The sequence below is a fragment of the Mesorhizobium sp. M1143 genome (assembly GCF_040318435.1).
Classification (GTDB): Bacteria; Pseudomonadota; Alphaproteobacteria; order Rhizobiales; family Rhizobiaceae; genus Mesorhizobium.
This window is the reverse complement of sequence record NZ_JAMYMJ010000004.1, coordinates 1-18,508: the sequence shown is the minus strand read 5'-3', so window position 1 is coordinate 18,508 and position 18,508 is coordinate 1. Positions and strand designations below refer to the sequence as shown.

The window sequence follows — 18,508 nt, the reverse complement described above, 5'->3', positions numbered from 1 at the left end:
CGACGCCCCTCAAAAAATCTACTCGAATAAGATGTGCGGCGACTTTAGCGATGCGCGGCGAGCGGCACCACATTGTTCGGCTGCTTGGCGCTGGACGCCAGGAAGCGCTTGATGTTGCGCGCCGCCTGCCGGATCCGGTGCTCGTTCTCGACCAGCGCGATGCGAACATGATCGTCGCCATGCTCGCCAAAGCCGATGCCCGGCGCCACCGCCACGTCGGCGTGCTCGATCAGGAGCTTGGAAAACTCAAGCGAGCCGAGATGCTTGAACGGCTCCGGGATCGGCGCCCAGGCGAACATCGAGGCAGCCGGTGCCGGAATGGTCCAGCCGGCGCGGCTGAAGGCGTCGACCATGACGTCGCGGCGCTTCAAATAGACCTCGCGCACTTCGGCGATGTCGGCGCCGTCGCCATTCAGCGCATGCGCCGCCGCCACCTGGATCGGCGTGAAGGCGCCGTAGTCGAGATAGGACTTCACCCGCGTCAACGCCGAGATCAGCCGCTCATTGCCGACGGCAAAGCCCATGCGCCAGCCGGGCATGGAGAAGGTCTTCGACATCGAGGTGAACTCGACGCAGACATCGATGGCGCCCGGCACCTGCAGCACCGAAGGCGGCGGATTGCCGTCGAAATAGATCTCCGAATAGGCAAGGTCCGACAGGATGATGATGTCGTTCTTCTTGGCGAAGGCGACCACGTCCTTGTAGAAATCGAGCGAGGCGACCAGCGCCGTCGGGTTCGACGGATAGTTGAGGATCAATGCCAGTGGCTTCGGGATCGAATGACGGACACCGCGCTCGAGCGCCGGGATGAAGCCGTCATCCGGCTCGACCTGCAGCGAACGGATGACGCCGCCCGACATGATGAAGCCGAAAGCATGGATCGGATAGGTCGGGTTGGGGCACAGGATCACGTCGCCCGGCGCGGTGATCGCCTGCGCCATATTGGCGAAGCCTTCCTTCGAACCGAGCGTCGCCACCACCTGCGTGTCGGGATTGAGCTTCACGCCGAAACGGCGCTGATAATAGGCGGCCTGGGCGCGGCGCAGACCTGGGATGCCGCGCGAGGAGGAATAGCGATGCGTGCGCGGATCTCGCACCACTTCGCACAATTTGTCGACGATCGCCTTCGGAGTCGGCAGGTCGGGATTGCCCATGCCAAGGTCGATAATGTCAGCGCCGCGCGAACGGGCGCTGGCCTTCAGCCGGTTGACCTGCTCGAACACGTAGGGCGGAAGCCGGCGGACCTTGTGAAATTCTTCCATGTCAGTTCCAGACGATTAAGATTGGCTTTAGCACAGTTGGCTTGGCTAGGCGCCTTTGGCAAAGACCGCTTTCGGCGCGCGATATAGCTTTATTTGCAGGTAGGGTCGAGGGCGGGATCGCATTTGGCTTCGATCTGCTTCAGCGTGTCCTTGCCATGGTTCTTCGCCAGCGAATTCAGCGCCGCCGGGCTGGTGGACGGGGCACCGCCGCCGCCCTTGGCCACTTGCCCCTGCTGTTCGCCCTTCAACTGGGCAAGCTTGGCCTGCGTCTCCTCAGGGGTGAGCTGCTTTGCCGCCACCTGCGGTGGGATGTTGAGATTGGGATAAGAGCCGGTGTCCTGCGCGCCCTGGGTCAGGCCGACATTCATCCCGTTGCCGGTGTTGGCGCTCGTGCAGCCACTTGCCGCCAGCAGCCCTGGCGTCAGACAGGCGATTGCAACCGCGACGCGGCAAAAGCGGCCTGCCTCCGAAAAAATGGTCTTGCCGGTGTTAATCGTCATATTGTTTTCCTGGCAGCCGGGGTACAGCGCATTGGACCCGGTCAGATGTCCCATGATAATATGTCAAGAAAACGCCTCGGGAGGAACCCCGCGAGCCATGTCCAAAACACCTGATTCGAGCAAAGCGGAAGATGATCAATCTTCGACCGTCGAGCAATATCTGGTGAAAGACCCGGAACGCTTCGCGTTGAACATGGCGCGTATGGTCGAACAGGCCGGCAAAGCCGCCTCCGCCTGGGCCGAGCCGCGCGAAAAGGGCGAGGTGCGCGATCATGTCGCCGAACCCGTGGTCGACATGGTCAAAACCTTTTCCAAGCTCAGCGAATATTGGCTGGCCGACCCGCAACGCGCGCTGGAAGCGCAGACGCGACTGTTCGCCGGCTACATGACGGTCTGGGGCAACGCCATCCAGAAGGTTAGCCCGAATGCCGAAGCGCCGGACGATGCGGTCAAGCCCGAGCGCGGCGACAAGCGTTTTCAAGACCCCGAATGGGGTCGCAACGCTTTCTTCGATTTCCTCAAACAGGCCTATCTCGTCACCTCGCGCTGGGCGGCCGACCTGGTCGAGCACGCCGAAGGCCTCGACGACCACACCCGCCATAAGGCGAGCTTCTACGTCAAGCAGGTGTCCAATGCCATCTCGCCGTCGAACTTCATCCTGACCAATCCGGAGCTGTTTCGAGAAACCGTCGCCTCGAATGGCGAAAACCTGGTGCGCGGCATGAAGATGCTGGCCGAAGACATCGCCGCCGGCAAGGGCGACCTGAAGCTGAGACAAGCTGACTATTCGCCCTTCGAGATCGGCAAGAACGTCGCGACAACTCCCGGCAAGGTGGTCGGCCGCAGCGATGTCGCCGAAATCATCCAGTACGATCCGACGACGGAGACGGTGCTCAAGCGCCCGCTGCTGATCTGCCCGCCCTGGATCAACAAGTTCTACATCCTCGATCTCAACCCGCAAAAGTCCTTCATCCGCTGGGCGATCGAGCAAGGCCATACCGTGTTCGTCATCTCCTGGATCAATCCCGACGAGCGGCACGGCGCCAAGGGCTGGGAAGCTTACATACGGGAAGGCCTGCAATACGGCCTCGACATGATCGAGAAGGCGACCGGCGAGAAAGAGGTCAACGCCATCGGCTATTGCGTCGGCGGCACGCTGCTGGCGGCCGCACTCGCACTGCTGGCACAGGAAGGCGACAACCGCATCAAATCGGCGACCTTCTTCACCACGCAGGTCGACTTCACCCATGCCGGCGACCTGAAAGTCTTCGTCGATGAGGACCAGGTGGCAGCGGTCGAGAAATCGATGAACGAAAAGGGCTACCTCGACGGCACCAAGATGGCGACCGCCTTCAACATGCTGCGCTCGGGCGACCTGATCTGGCCTTATGTCATCAACAATTACATGCGCGGCAAGGATCCCCTGCCCTTCGACCTGCTCTACTGGAACGCCGATTCCACCCGCATGGCGGCTGCAAACCACTCCTTCTACCTGCGCAACTGTTATCTTGAGAACAATCTGACTCGTGGCGTGATGGAACTCGCCGGCCGCACTGTGTCGCTGGCCGACGTCACCATCCCGGTTTACAACCTGGCGTCGAAGGAAGATCACATCGCGCCGGCCCTTTCGGTGTTTCTCGGCTCGCAATATTTCGGCGGCGATGTCGAGTTTGTGATGGCTGGTTCCGGCCACATTGCCGGTGTCGTCAACCCGCCGGCAGCCAAGAAATACCAGTACTGGACCGGCGGCAAACCGACGGGCGATTTTGGCCAGTGGCTCGCCTCGGCGGTGGAGCATCCCGGCTCCTGGTGGACGCACTGGCAGCACTGGATCGAAACCCAGGACGACACCCTCGTTCCGGCCCGCAAACCGGGCAAGCACATGAAAACCCTGGGTGATGCCCCCGGCACCTATGTGAAGGTGCGTGTGTAACGACCGGCACCTTTTGCAGGTGCCTGTGTGTAACGGAATGTAATGTCTGGTGAGTTGACGAGCCGGCAAAACGGGGCGAAATGGTGTCGTCAACCTTCAAGAAGCCTCAATTGGCCTCCAACGAGCAAATAATTCAGAGGCTTGCAGAATTGACACAAGTCTCGTTTCCGGTTTGGGAACACAAGGTTATTGGATGTGAACGTTTCCACGCCGCACCAATAGCAGGCCGACCGGACACCGAGGGGGAATTTAGTTTTGAAATCAGTAGGATCGCGTCTCGCGGGGAGAGAAGGTCGCACTATAGCGGCAGCGCTTTTCTCCGTGCTTCTGGCGTCCTGCACCTCCGCTGGCGACCCCACAATGTCCGTCGGCATGCCTGGCTACAACGCGACCGCTTCTGACATCGCCGCGGCTTCCGGCGCCAGCCCTGCGGCGCCGGGCGATTCGACCGTGCAGGTCACATCCACCGGGCCGCAGATGATGATGACGGCAGCGGGCGATGCGACACTGCCCGAGCAGGTCGCCTATGTGCCGGTGGCCAAGCCCGGCACCGGCTTCCCGGTCAATGTTCCCGCCGGCTCCGAAACCATTGTCGGCCAGACGCCGCAGTCGCTGCAGCAGTCAGCACAGACCGCGGCCGCAACGGACGCCGTGGCGCAGAAGATCGCCGCCGCCGATGCCGGCGTGACCGCACCGAAAGCGACGGCAGCGGCACCCGCGACCAACGAGGTCTACGTGACCGCCGCGCCCCAGCAGATCGACACGCCGAAGAAGGGCTTCCTGGCCTCACTGTTCAGCACCACGCCAACCTCGGCGGCACCTGCTCCGCTGGTCAACTCGCGCTCGGGCGAACAGCCTGCGGTTGCTGCCCAGAAGGCCGCCCCGGCAAAGCCGATCATCACGTTGGCCTCAGCCAGTTCGGCCGACAAGCCCTTGCAGCTTGCCTCGCTTGGCAACGAGAGCAACCACATCACCGGCAGCGATGCGCTGCCCGGCGTGCGCCAGACGGCGCTGTTCGAGATCAAGCGCAAATCCGGCCTCGACGATGAAAGCGACGTCGACCTGAACGAGGACGAGGGTTCGGGCGGCGCCTATCAGGTGGCTTCCGCCGCCGGCCTCGCCCGGTTGGCGCCCAACGGCCTGTTGAAGCAAAACGAGAGCGTCGACGTCGCCTGCCTGAAGCCGTCGCTGGTGCGGGTGCTGAAGACCATCGAAGGCCATTACGGCCGCAAGATGATGGTCACATCAGGCTACCGCGACCCGGCCCGCAACCGCCGCGCCAACGGCGCCAAGAATTCGCTGCACATGTATTGCGCCGCCGCCGACATCCAGGTTCCCGGCGTCTCCAAATGGGAACTGGCGAGCTACATCCGAACCATGCCCGGCCGCGGCGGCGTCGGCACCTACTGCCATACCGAATCCGTTCACGTCGACGTCGGCCCCGAGCGCGACTGGAATTGGCGCTGCCGCCGGCGGGGGTAGCATCCCCATTCGGCAAACGGGCCGAGGGGCTGTTAGCAGCCCGCCGTTTTTTCCGATTAGCTATCAGCGACGTTCGAGATTAGCCGAGGCACCCGCGACTTCGTCATCCTATGGCGAAGCAAGGCGCGCAGCGACGCAGCGCAGACCATAGGATGACGACTGCGCGGCGCGTTCATCCAAAGATGTGCAACGACGCGAGGCCAGAAACCTGCGCTGGCTCACCAAACTGGCTTTTCTTGCCCCTCTTGAAAAAAGTTTCCGCATCTGGCGGCTGATGGGTTGCCGGTTGGCAACAACGCAATTATAAGCCGCTTCGTCTGAGCGCGCCCATCGTCTAGCGGTTAGGACACCGCCCTTTCACGGCGGTAACAGGGGTTCGATTCCCCTTGGGCGTACCAGATCTTTCAGGCACTTAGCCTACCTTTTTTCCTTACGTCGAATGTGCGTCGAATATACGCCTGCGAACATTGGCGGATGCTGGGTGTTGATTCCGTCCGTTTTGCCGAAAACTGCCGTGGTGGGGAGCCGAGCTGATGGGATTTCTTGGTCGCTCCCGGTGGTCGGCTCGCGCGAGGCTACTGTTGTCGGACGGTCTGCTTCCAACTCCCGTGAACATCGGTATTGGGCACCGGTCTTGAAATTCGGTTGCGGCCGTCCCTGCCCTTCCCTTTTGGTACTGCGAAATCCTTGTCTGTAACGGCGTTGAGCCGCTCCCAAATACGTTCCTGCTACGCTGTCCCGGTGCATACCGTAGCGTTGCGTTGCAAAAACCGTAGCAGTGTGTTCGCAACCTGTTCTGTCTCGAACTCCTAGTCTTTCTAGGCAAGATCGCCCTATGTCGAGAACCAGCATGGAGGACGCATCGTCTTCGCGGAAGTTTCCGGCGATGCCACTAAGCAGAAACTGCATAATTGTCCCGCCACACGCATTAATTGCGATGATGTCGAAATTGTCTGCGATAGCGGAAACGATGTCCTGCGACCGAATAGCTTCCGACGGATCGACACGCCGAACCTCGGCTGGATCCGGTATGGGTGCTTGAGTCGCCACTTGACCAAGGTTCGCAGGGATAAAACTCCGTCGATATTGGTGCGGGATCAAATGGAACGCATGTGAGATCGCCTCCCGTTGGGCAGGCGGAAAGCCGAAATGGTTCGCTCCGACATACTCGTTGACGAACAGCAGACCACCCGGCTTGAGGCTATTGTGGACACGTTCGAGCACGCGCTCAAGCGCTTGGATATGGTGAAGCGATCCGTTGAACCAAGCGGCATCATACACTCCCTGCTCTAGGCCCGCCGTTTCGATGTCTGCGCAGCGATATTGGATGCCGGTGAACCCTTCTTGACGTGCTGCCAATATTGCACCCTGGATTGCCGCTGGCGCGATATCGAACGCATCGCACATTATACTGGCGTCAATTCGCATGAAGTGCCGCTCAAGGTCGCCGTAACCGCAGCCGATGCTAAGCATGCGAAGCTCGTGACCTTGCGGGGCGAATGACCCAAGGCAATACTCTACCCACGACCCATAATTCCCGCCGGCGCAAGCGCGACGCTGGTGACGCGCCATGACGGCTGGGACAGCAAGCCAGTAGGACATTCGCCGAGAACTCGTCAGATCCGCTGCTTATATCAGACCAGCGCTCCGCGACGCGCGCTTTGTCGTCGTTAGTCATAGCGCCTTCTATCGGCATGCTAAGCTTTCTCCATCCTGTCATCCTGAATTTCGGCGTAGCCTGCTTCCACCGGCAATTGCGTTCAACCGGTATCTTAGCGTATCTCCCTCATTGGGGAACACTGGCGCCGCCAGCGTGGGATCAGGAGCTCTGATGTCGTCGCGTAAAGAGGCAGGACAGAAGCCACACGCTCCCATGAATAGTGAGACCTATTGGTCGCGCCGCTTCGAAACCGACTGGGTTGTCAATCGAGGTCGGGAGCAGTCGGTTTTCTTTGGCCGGATCATTCTCGATCATCTGCCGGAATGGCTGACCCGTTCGCTGCGTGATGAGCGCTGGACGATCTGCGATTGGGGGGCGCTCTGGGCGACGGTACGGACCTCCTGGCTCAAGTGTTCCCAGGCCCGGTCACAGGGATCGATTTCGCCGAACCCGCGATTGCCTCGGCGCGCGCGACATTTAGCAAGCCGCATTTTTTGCGGGTCGACCTTTTTCGCGAACTGTTCAATGAGCGTTTCGATGTGGTTGTCTCCTCCAACACCCTTGAGCACTTCGACGATCCCGTGGCCGTCCTCGAGCGTCTCGGGGAAATGGCAACCGAAGCTCTTGTGATCCTCGTCCCCTTCCGAGAGTATTTGAGGTTAGACGAGCACAAAAGTACGTTCGATCCCTCGAACATCCCGGCAACGCTTGCAGGCGGGGAACTAGTGCTGGCTACCTCGAAAGTTGTCGACGCTCGAGCGATGGAGCCGACGTATTGGGCAGGCGAGCAAATCCTTCTCGTTTATGCCCGAACACAACGTATCGCCGAGCGTGAATTTCGCCTCAGTGACCTCACGTTCGAGCATTGTCCGTCCGCCCCGATCGCGCGTAGGCAGATCGAACTGAGGACGAGGCGCGGGCCAGGAGCTTCATCGACGAACGCGCGCGTTGGAACGTCGAGGTCGCCAGGCTGGCCAGGGAACTCAGCGACGTCAGGATCGAACACGCGGAAGCCGAAGTGGTTCATTCGGCGACCAAGCGTCGAATAGTTGAACTGTCGGAGGAAGTCGGGGCGGCGAACACACGAAGCCTTGAGACCGAGCGTATCCGCACGGCCTTGGCTGATGAGGTGGCGCGGCTCAGCGACTCACTATCGGCTGAACGTCATGCCACCAATGTCGAACGGGTCAAAGTCGCCGAGCTTCTCGCAGCCGCCAACCTGGCTGCCCTTGATCACTCGCGGCAGATCCGGGCGCTAGCTGAGGAGTTTCGGGTCGGTCGCAAACCCGTAAAGGAGATTAGCGAGTTCCTTGCCAATGCAACACAAGGCCAGGAGTGGAGCAATTCCGCCAAAGACGAGGAGATCGCGACACTGCGAACTCTCCTCCAGGCGCGCGATGATGGTATCGCCTGGCTGCAGGGCGAGATACAAGTCCTAGCCGGCGAGTACGAGCGGCGACGTACCAGCTTCCGCATTCTCCTGGCTGACCTGATCATCCTGATCCGGCGTAGATGGCCCTGGCTCCGGGGCATCGGAAAGGTCCTCCTTCCGCGTCGTCTACGTTTCAGGATATTATCCCGGGCGAATTCCTCGCCACTCCTGACGCTCGTAAATCGCGCCGGTGGTCAACCGCGGGCCGTCATGGCTCCAAGTGTTGCCAGGGCCGGGACACCGGGCGCGCCCGCGCCAGGAGCGGAGCACGCCGGTCTCCTAGACATAGTATGCTTCGCCAACATCGCTTGGTCAGCGCGTTACCAGCGTCCTCAGCAGCTAATGTCGAACCTCGCTGCCCGCGGCTACCGCGTGTTCTATATCGTACCCTCGCGCACGCCTCCATCGGGCCGGGATTACGACCTCATGGAGGTTGCGAACGGCGTCTTCGAGGTCTCATTGCGAGCCGACGGAGTGCAGGATTTCTACAGCAAATCTATGAGCCGTGGGAATCAGACAGCCTTCGGGGAAGCGATGTCGGCGCTCGCGCGCGATCTCAGGATTAAAACTGCGGTCACCGTCGTCCACCTCACATACTGGACGCCGCTAGCACTTGCGTTGCGGACGTCCCGCGGGTGGCACGTGCAGTACGATTGCATGGACGAGTGGGACAATTTCCCGAACATCGGCCGCGACCTCCTCCATGACGAGGAGACGCTGGTTCGTGAAGCCGACCTCGTGACCGTCACAGCCGCCCTGCTACAGGATAAGTGGCAAGCCAAGGCGCGCCGTTGCGCCGTCGTTCGCAATGGGGTGGACTACGCGTTCTTCCAAGAGCGGTGCGTTCCGAATGATCTCTTGGCAAGCATGAAGGCTCCGATCATCGGCTACTATGGTGCGCTCGCCGAATGGCTCGATTTCGAGCTAATCGCTGCCGTGGCCCGCCAGCGTCCCGATTGGTCCTTCGTTTTGATCGGCGATGATTTCTCCACTGACCTGGCCGGCCTCGACAGCCTTCCAAATGTGCATCTGCTTGGACTGCGTCCCTATAGTGAGATGCCTCAATACCTCTACTGGTTCGACGCATGTTTGATTCCGTTCCGGGTTTACAACGTCACGCATGCGGTCGACCCGGTGAAGTTCTATGAATACATGAGCGCCGGAAAGCCTGTAATCGCGACGCCGACTGCTGAACTCCAAGTCTACAAGGACTATCTCTCATTCGCGGCCACTCCTGATGAGACAGTGCAGGCCATAGAAGCAGCGCTTGCCGATAGTGACCAGGCACTGTCCCGCCGCCGACGGGAACTGGCGAAAGCTAATGACTGGTCCGAGCGGGTGGACGCCACGCTCACGGCCCTCCGTCACGGCTTTCCAGTGGTGTCAATCATTGTTGTTGCGTACAACAACATCGATCTCACTAAGGCCTGCATCGACAGCCTGATCCGGAATACCACTTACCCGAATTACGAGATCATCGTGGTCGACAACGCATCGGAAGACGGAACGCAGTCTTACCTACGACAACTATCCGGCTTGGAGCTGCCCGTCAGGATCGAGCTCAATCGGGATAACCGCGGGTTCGCTGCCGCAAACAATCAAGGCCTACGTATAGCGACTGGCGACGTACTCGTTCTTCTGAATAACGACACCCTCGTGCCGAAGGGATGGCTCGACCCCCTCATTCGTCACCTGGAAAATCCATCTGTCGGCCTTGTCGGTCCTGTCACCAACGAGATCGGCAACGAAGCGAAAATCTCGGTGGATTATGTAGACACGGAAGGCATGGAGGCGTTTGCAGATAAGAATGCGGCTCGTCACGCCGGTCAATCCTTCGACATTCCAATGTTAGCGATGTTCTGCGTCGCGATGCGTCGTGACACGATGGAGGCTGTGGGACCACTCGACGAGGCATTCGGGCTGGGGCTATTCGAGGACGACGATTATTCACGCCGCATTCATGAAAAGGGCTTGCGCACAATCTGTGCCGAAGACGCCTTCGTTCACCATATTGGTGGGGCAAGCTTCACCAAGCTCCCACAGGCGGAATACGCCGAGCTCTGGCAGCGCAATCAAGCCCAGTTTGAAAGTAAATGGGGCGGGTGGACGCCTCACCGCCACCGTGATGTTTAAGAAAATAATTGGCGGGGTGTGGCGGCAAGAACAAATGGCCAAGATTTTATGCGTTATCGGGTCTCAGGACTGCCAATCTCCAGCACCCATTTCCGGAGGAGTAACCGAATGGCCACTTCGATAGTGGCGACTGTGCATTTCGCACCAACTGAGAAGGCTCAACGTCGCGCTACTGAACCAAGGGGTTGGGAGTTCGGCCATCAGCTTCCTGTTGCTGACGTCGGTCGCCTTATTGAGAAGGGGTATTGCTTGGCTGTCAGGCGCCTCGGCCTATTCGCGCTAGGGCTTTGCACCCCCCTTCCGGACACTAAGAATAGCTCGTACAGTCTAGCATTCCTCAGCCCATCGACTGTGGGACCGGTATGGTGGAACAGCAGACGACCCGCCGGCTTTCGGCCATTCTAGCAGCCGACGTTGTCGGGTACTCCAGCATGATCGGAACCGACGAGGCCGGAACAGTGGCGGCGCTGCGGGAGGTTTGGCGAGAAACTTTCAACCCCGCTGTCACCGCGCGTCACGGCCGCATTGTAAAGATGATGGGCGACGGAGCGCTGGTCGAATTTCCAAGTGTAGTGGGTGCGGTCGAATGCGCAGCGGCGATCCAGCGAGCGATGGTTGAGCGAAATCTCGTCTCCACTCCCTCAATTCAATTTCGCATCGGCATTAATCTTGGCGACGTCATAGTAGAGGGCGATGACATTTTCGGTGACGGCGTGAACATCGCCGCGCGGATCGAGGCTATCGCCAAGCCCGGTGGCGTGTCGGTGTCCGCTTCTGTTCGGGAAAATGTCGGCAACAAGCTCGAATTGGCATTCGAAGATACCGGCGAGCACAGCCTTAAGAATATCGAGCAACCGATACAGGTCTACAATGTCCTTTTGGACAGCACGTTGCCCAAGGGCGCCGCCAGCGCGCGCGCTTCGGAAACGCGGACCAAAGGCAGCATAGCCGTGCTGCCTTTCTCCAACATGGGAGGAGATCCGGAGCAGGATTATTTTGCTGAAGGCATCGCGGAAGACATTCTGACCGAACTTTCGCGCTTCAGAAACCTGTTCGTGATTGCCCGGAATTCATCGTTCTCGTTCAAGGGTAAGGACGTTGGTACTCAGGAGATCGGAAAGGCACTGAATGTCGAATATATCGTAGCTGGCGGCGTGAGGCGCATCGGCAAACGGGTCCGCGTGGCGGCACAACTTATCCACAGCACTACTGGTCAGGAACTTTGGGCCGAACGCTATGATCGCGAAGTTGAAGATATCTTCGTCGTCCAAGACGAAGTTGTCCGAACCATCGTTGTCACGCTCGAATCGCGCCTTCAATTGGCCATTGCCAATGATGCGAGCAAGCGGAATCTCCCGAGCCTGGCGGCCTATGAATGCGTTCAATTGGCAAAAAAGTATGTTGCCCTGCATGATGCTGCACGAGCAATGCCATTTGTAGAGAGGGCTCTCCAGCTAGATGCTGAATACGCCGTTGCTTATGCTATGCGAGCCGCGACGTTCTACGTGCAGTACCTCGAAAACGCGCAAGCGAATACGCTCGACGAAATGGCGGCGGCCTCTCGAACCGCCATCGCTTTGGATGAAGGTGATTCCATAGGGCATGCGCTACTCGGAATGGCCCTGATTCTCAAAGGGCAATACGAGTTGGCAGCGTCTCATCTGGAACGGGCCATCAGCCTAAATCCGGCCAATTCTGTCGCCGTCGCGTATCAGGCAGAGTTGCTCTTGCGAAACGGTGACTTCGCCATAGCGCTCAAGACGATGGATGAGTTGCTTCAGCGCGATCCAATTCCGGCTACATGGCATTGGGAAATCAAGGGCATGGCTCTACTAATGCTGCGACGATATCAAGAAGCGATCTTGGCATTTTCTCGGCAGATCCATCCATTTTGGTACATTCATGGCGACCTAGCGATGTGCCATGCGCGCCTCGGTCACCTGGGTGAGGCGAAGGCGGAGGTTGAGAAGCTCATATCGGCAATGCCCGATATAACGATCAGCCGGTATGTCGAAATCGACCCATATAGAAATCAGCAGGATCGCGACTTCATCGTAGAGAGCCTTCGGCTGGCTGGGCTGCCCGAGTAGCGATGCCAGATTAGCGCTCGCGCGCTGGATTGCCGACCGCCCCGCAAGCCTTGACGGGCGCAACCGGCCCCACAGGACCGACAGGAGCTACCGGTCCCGTCGGCGTGACGTTTGTGGCGACGCGGACGGCACTGAAGGCCGTCAACACCGGTACCACGATTCAGGTCTATCTGACCGAAGTCGGCCGCGAGGGTCGATTGAGGACGCTCTGCGCACCCACGGCCTCATCAACTAGGCCATTCCAACCAACGACAGGGCCTTTCGCTTGACGCGGCTTGCCAGAAGCAGCGCCACAGCTTTTGTTGACAGGATCGGTGGATGCACGGGTACCTCGATATGGACGGGTACCTCGATATAGATGGTCCTCGCCGGCATAGGCGGATTCCCGCTGCCAAACAGTTCTTGAGCCAACTCCGCGATCTGCCGTTGCGACAGTTCCAACCGCTTGGCATCGAAATCAGCCGATGACATCTTCGCAACCGGCGCGACCTTAAGCTGGACGATGAACTCGGATCCGTGGCTTTCCTCGAGACTTGTAATAGCTAGGCTGATCAGGCCCATTTGGCGCAGTTCAAGGACCAGCAATTCGAATGAAGCCGGAGTGAAGAACCAGGCGTGAGCATCGACATAGGGGCCATCGAGATTGGCGATGTCGGCCTGATAACATCCCCACGCATGGTCAAAATTCCCGGTAAAGCTCAGCGGCGCCTTCGACCCTGCAAGCCAAGAGCCCACGCCGTTTCTGTTAACGGAGCAGGCGCGGGCCTCAAAGAGAGTTTCCGGTGTGTGGCGGGTCCGCTTCTCTCGGTAGGCCGTCAGCACTTCGCGGATGCCGGTCGCCGGCTTCAGGACATCGAAGCACTTGCGCATGTCAGGTACGGCGAGAGAGACAATGCCCCCTGGCCGCAGAAGGCGTGATACCTGTTGCAAGAAGCTGACCAAATCGGGCGTGTGTTCAATGACGTGGCTGGCAATGAAAAAGTCGTAGCCGCCCGGCTTTCTAGAGAGTGCTAATGTATCTAGCGGCTCGCCTGACCAGACGATGTCGACATCTTCAATTTGATCGGCTCGCTTGCGTATGGCTTCGACTTTGTGATTGCGGGCCGCTGCGCGCAACGCTTCCCCATCCTGAAAATCGATTACCGTTGTTTTCCAGCCGTGGGCCTTCGGCGCAACGGGACTATAGAAAGGGCCGATCTCGACGCCGACCATAGTGCTCTTGTCGAGATTCCGCAGAAGCTCATCAAATCTCATCATGTTATCGCCACAACCTGATTGGTGTGGCGTTCTGTTCTCGTCATGATCAACCGTCGCGCCGGCTTTTCGATGCCGTAGTAGGTCAATGTAGCTGCCACGAGCGTACCGGCGAGGACCAATGAAGTGTAGAGGGCAGGATGTTCCGCGTAGCTGATCCAGCGTGACAACTGCGCCATGACAGGCCAGTGCAGCAGATAGATCGAATAGGATATTTCGCCTAAGTAACGCGCGGGGCGGCTGCCAAGCGTCCTGGTTGCCAAGGGGGCCGAGATTGCGGTTTGTACGAGAAGGGCGACTGCAGCGAAATTCAGAGGGGATTTCCAGAAATCGAAAAAGTCTATGCCGAGTCGTTTCGACACTGCTGGCATTGCGGCAAAAAATAGGGCGACGGCTACGGCAAAGCTGGCGTTTGATGACGTGCGCGGCAGCAGCGAAACGCCAAGCCCGACCATAAAGTACGAGACGAAAAAGAGCCGCCCGCCGAAGGTATCGGACATTATCACCAGCAGGGGGATCGCCGTTAGCAGCATTAGGATCGATGCTAGCCTGTTGATCGAGAACATCAGCCAGATGAGGCCGAAAAGAGCGTAGAATTGAACCTCGATCGGGACCGTCCACAAGACGCTCGTCGCCTGAAAGAAGGTCAGGTGGGCTGCCAGGTTGGAGTGGTCGACGGCATAAAGAACAGGGGTTCCCGTGAAGTTCATTATGACGAACGAAGCCAAAACTACCGCGAGATACATCGGAAACACCCGAGCGATCCGACGTCTGTAAAAGCCAGCCACTTCCGCCCCGCTGAACGGCAAGTTCAGGTACAGCATTCCCATAAGAAAACCGGAAAGGCAGAAGAAAAGTTGAACCCCGACCTGCGCACCACCGTCGCCGAAGACTCCAGGAAGGAAGCCGAGCACATTGCACACGTGGCCGGCGACCACCAACAGCGCAGCAAAGCCGCGCAGACCGTCAAGATTTTCTAGCCTTCCCATGCGTGTTACGTGCCCTGAATGGCGGTAACATGCCACAGGGTATAGGGATTACTTCGCTGATTTCAGGTTAGGCCGGCAAAAAGGTCACACAGAAGCTGACTAGGTAAGCCGGGTCACCGGCTTTTGGCTAGCCGCATCCACCGCAACTTCCGTTCGAGAGGATCGGAGGCGTGACGTAAACCGGGACTTCCACCACGATCGGTGTGTGTGTGTCTTAAGGCTCGGCATAAGAACGTATAGAGAACAAGGTTCTTGATCGTCAAGCCGATTTGTGGAATCCTTTCAACATGAGCGACGAACCATCACGGCTTGCCGAAGGCATTACAGCGCCCCCGCGCGATCGACGACGCGTCGACAATCATGCGTGCGAGCACCCCGGTTGCGGCAAGGATGCTGGGTTTGGCTTTGCTAAGCCGCGTCAGCCTTCGCACTGGTTCTGCCTGACGCACCGCGACAACGGCGAGCGATACCTGTAGGCAGGTGAATATCGGCATGACATACGGCGACTACGCGTGGACGTGTGGCAACTTCACCGCAGGCTTGCGCACGTAGGGTTGGTTCATTAGAGAGGTCTCAAAGACAAGGGACCAACACATGACCGACGAAGACAACCAAGTTGTCGAACTGGCGGAACTTACAGCGGACGTCGTTTCCGCATACGTAGCCAATAACCCACTACCGGTTGCCAACTTGCCCTACCTGATTGCATCTGTGCACGCTTCATTGTCAGGTTTGAGCAGCCAGATCGCACCGGCTGCAAAAGAGCCTGTGCCTGCGGCAAATCCAAAAAAGTCTGTGTTCCCGGATTACATCATCAGCCTGGAAGACGGCCGGAAATTCCAGTCTATGAAACGTCACCTTGGCCTGCTTGGCATGACACCCGACGAATACCGTGAGAAGTGGGGCTTGTCTCACGATTACCCCATGGTCGCGCCGAACTACGCCGCGAAGCGATCGGCCCTTGCGAAGGCGTCTGGTCTAGGTCGGAAGGCTGAGGTTAAGGCGCCGGCGAAACGGGCGAAGAAGGCGTAGTCCGAACCCCACATGACGCAACGTCAAGAATCAGCTATCGAAACCCGGATACCGAAGGCACCGAGCTTGCAAACTCGGCCGCCGCTGAAGATGAGGCGGCAAGGGCACTGTTTGAAATCGCAAAAGAACAGATGGGCGGCACATTCCGCCAAGTCGCCTTCCAAGTTCATGACGGCACCAGCATTTCGCTGTTTGAGGTGAAAGTCACGTGTGAGGTGACGCGGGCTGCACATTCCGATGACAGACCGTTGGAAGCCTGACGATTCATACCTCGAAAGCGCTCGCCGGAACCAACGCCGGGCGGTTGGCGAACTCAACTCCCTACGTACGACCATCGACGAGACACGCCGCGTCCTAGCTGCGTCACGGAAGCTCTTGGAACAGATGGCCGAACGCGAAGACCCCCAGCCGCCAGGTTAAGGCGCCTTCTATTGGAATCCGCTCATCTTGACGCGAGAGCTGGCAAGTCCATCAACCGGCTACCCGCAGAAGCAGTGCGACACCGATCCCATAAGGGATCAGCAGTGCCGCCAAGGCGACCCACAGGCCCGGATCGGCGAATACCTGCATCTGGCTGCGAAGCTGTTCCATTGCACCCAACGGCGAAAGGCCCGCTGTGTTCCAAAACTGAAAAGGCCGGCGCACTCAAGCGGTCGACGGGCATCAGGTTCCATTGCTAGATCACCAGCAAGCGCGCTCCCCTACAGCGGAACCTGACGGCCATACGACCGTTATTCGAAAGGACAACGAAAGGAGATCGCCATCATGGACTGGAACCGTGTCGAAGGAAATTGGAAGCAATTCAAAGGTAAGGTCAAGGAGCAATGGGGCAAGCTCACTGATGATGATCTCGACCGCATAGCCGGCAACCGCGATCAGCTCGAAGGTACGATCCAGGAACGCTACGGCATTGAGAAGGATCGCGTGCGGCGAGACGTCGACGACTGGTATGGTCGGCAAGACTCGTAGGATACCACAGTTGAACCTTTTCAAATAAAGGGCGCGTCACGAACCGCGCCCTTTTCGCGTTATGGCATCCGTGTGCCGTTCGGCTCGGCCTTGAACAAGCGATTTTTGGGAACGTGTCGGCTTCCAGCCGCGTTGATCTCCACAATGGAGGTCGTAGCAATGTCCATCCACAAAGAAGACTATCGAACGAACAAGGCTGACTACCTGATAGCGAAAAGGCCAGATCTGGTTGAGAAGACCAAGCCGAAAAAGAAGACGTTGCGGCGTGACGATCAGCGTTCCGCAAAGTTATTGGAAAACCCTGCCGCGTTACCCGAGAGGCCGGCCTCACGCCGTTAGAAATCGCAGAAGGTCAAGAGGAACATTTTAGCGATATTGAATGTTCGACTGTTTATGGACAGCCGAACCGTACTCTCAGCAGATCAATCTAAAGCAGCACGAGCCCTACTGAACTGGTCGCGTGTGCGACTTGCCGCAAAGGCCAATCTTAGCGAAATGGTGATCAGCGATCTTGAGAACGAATTCAGGAGACCGCGTCCCCACAACCTCGCCGCCATCCGCAAAGCGTTTGAGGATGCCGGAATCGTCTTCACCGTCGAAGGCACTCCATCGCTAGCCCGCTCAGAAGGTGATAGCGGCCTAGCCGCTGATAATAGACAGTGGCGCCGCCGGGAGAAAAAAGCATAAGGGGAAAAGCCCGGGTACACTCCGCAACCCGATCTCTAAAGCGGCCGCTGACAAGGGCGGTTGTTCACTGACTTTGTTCCGGCGCTCACCTTTCTAAGGTGCCGCTCGAATATGGCCAGCTTCTCTTCGTAGCCGAGCCGCACTTTGGACCTGCTGCTATCGCATTTGAAACCGGCAATCGTTTTGAGCCAGGATCCTCTTCTCACCATTGGGCACGAACAGGACGGGCATTGGAATTCTATAGCTACGTCGCGCAGTTCATTTGATAGAGGCACTGTGCATGTTCTCCTCAGTGGCACGGCCACTGCAACAAAGTGGAAGGAGAAATGTTTCGCGGCTCGGCCATTTACGCGAAGGAATCAGACCTAAGTCCAAATGTTGACGGGGGCAGGCAAGCTGTTCCTTGCCCCTCGATCCGTCGCCGTGGCCTCTCACCATACTCGGCCGCAGCTCAAACGCTCGTATCACCGGCCAGAACGCGCAGTTCAGCCAGTGGAATGGCACAGGACCGGCAAAGCCGCGCGACCGGTTAAGTTAAATCCGCACGAACTTGTCGAGATTCAGACGGATTCCGTTGGCCTTCCGCAAAGGCCAGGGCATAGGATTCAAGCTCGAATGATCGGCTGTCTTCCTTCCCCTTCTCTACCACGCGGACGAACCATTCTCCGCAGGCTTCGACCACCTCAACCACTGTCTGAGTTTCGGTGTTTTGAACTGTGCCGCCCATCGCAATTGCCTCCACCGCCAAACGGGACAATTAATGGATTTATAAGACCTGGGGAATCGATCTTTCAAGCTGGAATCCGCATTAGCGCTGGATGTTGCATCGCGGCGCGGAGGGGTTTTATTAGCTCCCCCTCATCTTGACGCCGGCGCCGGCTGCTCCAAAGTCTTGGGCATCGCTCGGGGAAGTATCAAAGTTGGCGACGAGGTCGCAGTCACGGCGATTGTGCGCGGCCGGGTGACGCCCGATCGCATGAGCGTGACGACCCCCTCCTACGACTTCCCGCATTCTGTTGTCGATTCGACTTGGAAGACTGTGATTGGCCAGCATATGGAATTGATCGGCCCTGTCACACGCATCG

General features: G+C 58.6%; 16 protein-coding genes and 1 tRNA gene. 11 read left to right on the top strand and 6 right to left on the bottom strand.

The genetic code is table 11. The features are described 5' to 3' along the window. Positions 1-44: 44 nt before the first annotated feature. A complete protein-coding gene (locus NKH35_RS04635) occupies positions 45-1,262 on the bottom strand; it encodes an LL-diaminopimelate aminotransferase (RefSeq protein WP_023681615.1) in 1,218 nt (405 codons plus the stop codon). 89 nt (positions 1,263-1,351) lie between these two features. Continuing rightward, positions 1,352-1,762, bottom strand: coding sequence for a hypothetical protein (locus NKH35_RS04630; RefSeq protein ID WP_023688270.1), 411 nt, complete (start codon positions 1,760-1,762; stop codon positions 1,352-1,354). A gap of 97 nt (positions 1,763-1,859) precedes the next feature. Between NKH35_RS04630 and phaC the strand changes: the two genes are divergently transcribed. The 3 genes from phaC to NKH35_RS04615 all read left to right on the top strand — a co-directional run bounded on the left by phaC (position 1,860) and on the right by NKH35_RS04615 (position 5,575). Next, positions 1,860-3,695 carry a class I poly(R)-hydroxyalkanoic acid synthase gene (gene phaC / locus NKH35_RS04625; protein ID WP_023688269.1) on the top strand — a complete coding sequence of 612 codons (1,836 nt, stop codon included), beginning with the start codon at positions 1,860-1,862 and terminating at the stop codon, positions 3,693-3,695. A gap of 360 nt (positions 3,696-4,055) precedes the next feature. Continuing rightward, positions 4,056-5,177, top strand: a complete 1,122-nt coding sequence (locus NKH35_RS04620; RefSeq protein WP_245260877.1) for a YcbK family protein — start codon at positions 4,056-4,058, stop codon at positions 5,175-5,177. Positions 5,178-5,500: 323 nt separating this feature from the next. Next, a tRNA-Glu gene (locus tag NKH35_RS04615) sits at positions 5,501-5,575 on the top strand. A 19-nt stretch (positions 5,576-5,594) separates the two neighbouring features. Here NKH35_RS04615 and NKH35_RS04610 read toward each other — a convergent pair. Next, complete coding sequence (locus NKH35_RS04610) at positions 5,595-6,749, bottom strand: class I SAM-dependent methyltransferase (RefSeq protein ID WP_352913744.1); 1,155 nt, start codon at positions 6,747-6,749, stop codon at positions 5,595-5,597. Between the two features lie 498 nt (positions 6,750-7,247). Here NKH35_RS04610 and NKH35_RS04605 point away from each other — a divergent pair, with 498 nt between their 5' ends. From NKH35_RS04605 to NKH35_RS04595, 3 genes are all read left to right on the top strand, one after another. Continuing rightward, entirely contained in the window at positions 7,248-7,886 is a 639-nt protein-coding gene (locus tag NKH35_RS04605; protein ID WP_352913741.1) for a methyltransferase, read from the top strand. After that, positions 7,856-10,402, top strand: coding sequence for a glycosyltransferase (locus NKH35_RS04600; protein WP_023734482.1), 2,547 nt, complete (start codon positions 7,856-7,858; stop codon positions 10,400-10,402). The genes NKH35_RS04605 and NKH35_RS04600 overlap by 31 nt, the downstream gene beginning before the upstream one ends. Before the next feature lie 362 nt (positions 10,403-10,764). Next, positions 10,765-12,492 carry an adenylate/guanylate cyclase domain-containing protein gene (locus NKH35_RS04595; protein ID WP_023734483.1) on the top strand — a complete coding sequence of 576 codons (1,728 nt, stop codon included), beginning with the start codon at positions 10,765-10,767 and terminating at the stop codon, positions 12,490-12,492. A 231-nt stretch (positions 12,493-12,723) separates the two neighbouring features. Here NKH35_RS04595 and NKH35_RS04590 read toward each other — a convergent pair whose 3' ends face one another. Both NKH35_RS04590 and NKH35_RS04585 read right to left on the bottom strand, forming a co-directional pair. Continuing rightward, entirely contained in the window at positions 12,724-13,749 is a 1,026-nt protein-coding gene (locus NKH35_RS04590; RefSeq protein ID WP_352712792.1) for a class I SAM-dependent methyltransferase, read from the bottom strand. Beyond that, positions 13,746-14,735 (bottom strand): acyltransferase family protein, encoded by a 990-nt coding sequence (locus tag NKH35_RS04585; RefSeq protein ID WP_032996874.1) that lies wholly within the window; start codon positions 14,733-14,735, stop codon positions 13,746-13,748. Before NKH35_RS04585 ends, NKH35_RS04590 begins: the two co-directional genes overlap by 4 nt. Positions 14,736-15,329: 594 nt before the next feature. Here NKH35_RS04585 and NKH35_RS04580 point away from each other — a divergent pair. From NKH35_RS04580 to NKH35_RS04565, 5 genes are all read left to right on the top strand, one after another. Beyond that, the gene (locus tag NKH35_RS04580) at positions 15,330-15,767 is read left to right on the top strand and encodes a Ros/MucR family transcriptional regulator (RefSeq protein ID WP_352712794.1); all 438 of its coding nucleotides are present in this window, start codon (positions 15,330-15,332) and stop codon (positions 15,765-15,767) included. Positions 15,768-15,796: 29 nt separating this feature from the next. Continuing rightward, the gene (locus NKH35_RS32000; RefSeq protein WP_488494727.1) at positions 15,797-16,027 is read left to right on the top strand and encodes a DUF6894 family protein; all 231 of its coding nucleotides are present in this window, start codon (positions 15,797-15,799) and stop codon (positions 16,025-16,027) included. A gap of 505 nt (positions 16,028-16,532) precedes the next feature. Beyond that, positions 16,533-16,736: a CsbD family protein gene (locus NKH35_RS04575; protein WP_023673385.1), complete on the top strand. Its 204-nt coding sequence runs from the start codon at positions 16,533-16,535 to the stop codon at positions 16,734-16,736. A 159-nt stretch (positions 16,737-16,895) separates the two neighbouring features. Further along, entirely contained in the window at positions 16,896-17,075 is a 180-nt protein-coding gene (locus NKH35_RS04570) for a hypothetical protein (protein WP_023697507.1), read from the top strand. Positions 17,076-17,129: 54 nt separating this feature from the next. Beyond that, positions 17,130-17,423, top strand: a complete 294-nt coding sequence (locus tag NKH35_RS04565) for a helix-turn-helix domain-containing protein (protein WP_352712799.1) — start codon at positions 17,130-17,132, stop codon at positions 17,421-17,423. A 529-nt stretch (positions 17,424-17,952) separates the two neighbouring features. Here NKH35_RS04565 and NKH35_RS04560 read toward each other — a convergent pair. Next, positions 17,953-18,150, bottom strand: a complete 198-nt coding sequence (locus tag NKH35_RS04560) for a hypothetical protein (protein WP_352712796.1) — start codon at positions 18,148-18,150, stop codon at positions 17,953-17,955. Between the last annotated feature and the right edge of the window lie 358 nt (positions 18,151-18,508).

Bases quoted from the DNA above. Each gene is read 5' to 3' on its own strand.
- NKH35_RS04560 (WP_352712796.1), bottom strand. From the start codon at position 18,150: ATGGGCGGCACAGTTCAAAACACCGAAACTCAGACAGTGGTTGAGGTG.
- NKH35_RS04595 (WP_023734483.1), top strand. From the start codon at position 10,765: ATGGTGGAACAGCAGACGACCCGCCGGCTTTCGGCCATTCTAGCAGCC.
- NKH35_RS04570 (WP_023697507.1), top strand. From the start codon at position 16,896: ATGTCCATCCACAAAGAAGACTATCGAACGAACAAGGCTGACTACCTG.
- NKH35_RS04620 (WP_245260877.1), top strand. From the start codon at position 4,056: ATGTCCGTCGGCATGCCTGGCTACAACGCGACCGCTTCTGACATCGCC.
- NKH35_RS04630 (WP_023688270.1), bottom strand. From the start codon at position 1,762: ATGACGATTAACACCGGCAAGACCATTTTTTCGGAGGCAGGCCGCTTT.
- NKH35_RS04565 (WP_352712799.1), top strand. From the start codon at position 17,130: ATGGACAGCCGAACCGTACTCTCAGCAGATCAATCTAAAGCAGCACGA.
- NKH35_RS04610 (WP_352913744.1), bottom strand. From the start codon at position 6,749: ATGGCGCGTCACCAGCGTCGCGCTTGCGCCGGCGGGAATTATGGGTCG.
- NKH35_RS04585 (WP_032996874.1), bottom strand. From the start codon at position 14,735: ATGGGAAGGCTAGAAAATCTTGACGGTCTGCGCGGCTTTGCTGCGCTG.
- NKH35_RS04580 (WP_352712794.1), top strand. From the start codon at position 15,330: ATGACCGACGAAGACAACCAAGTTGTCGAACTGGCGGAACTTACAGCG.
- NKH35_RS04575 (WP_023673385.1), top strand. From the start codon at position 16,533: ATGGACTGGAACCGTGTCGAAGGAAATTGGAAGCAATTCAAAGGTAAG.
- phaC (WP_023688269.1), top strand. From the start codon at position 1,860: ATGTCCAAAACACCTGATTCGAGCAAAGCGGAAGATGATCAATCTTCG.
- NKH35_RS04590 (WP_352712792.1), bottom strand. From the start codon at position 13,749: ATGATGAGATTTGATGAGCTTCTGCGGAATCTCGACAAGAGCACTATG.
- NKH35_RS04635 (WP_023681615.1), bottom strand. From the start codon at position 1,262: ATGGAAGAATTTCACAAGGTCCGCCGGCTTCCGCCCTACGTGTTCGAG.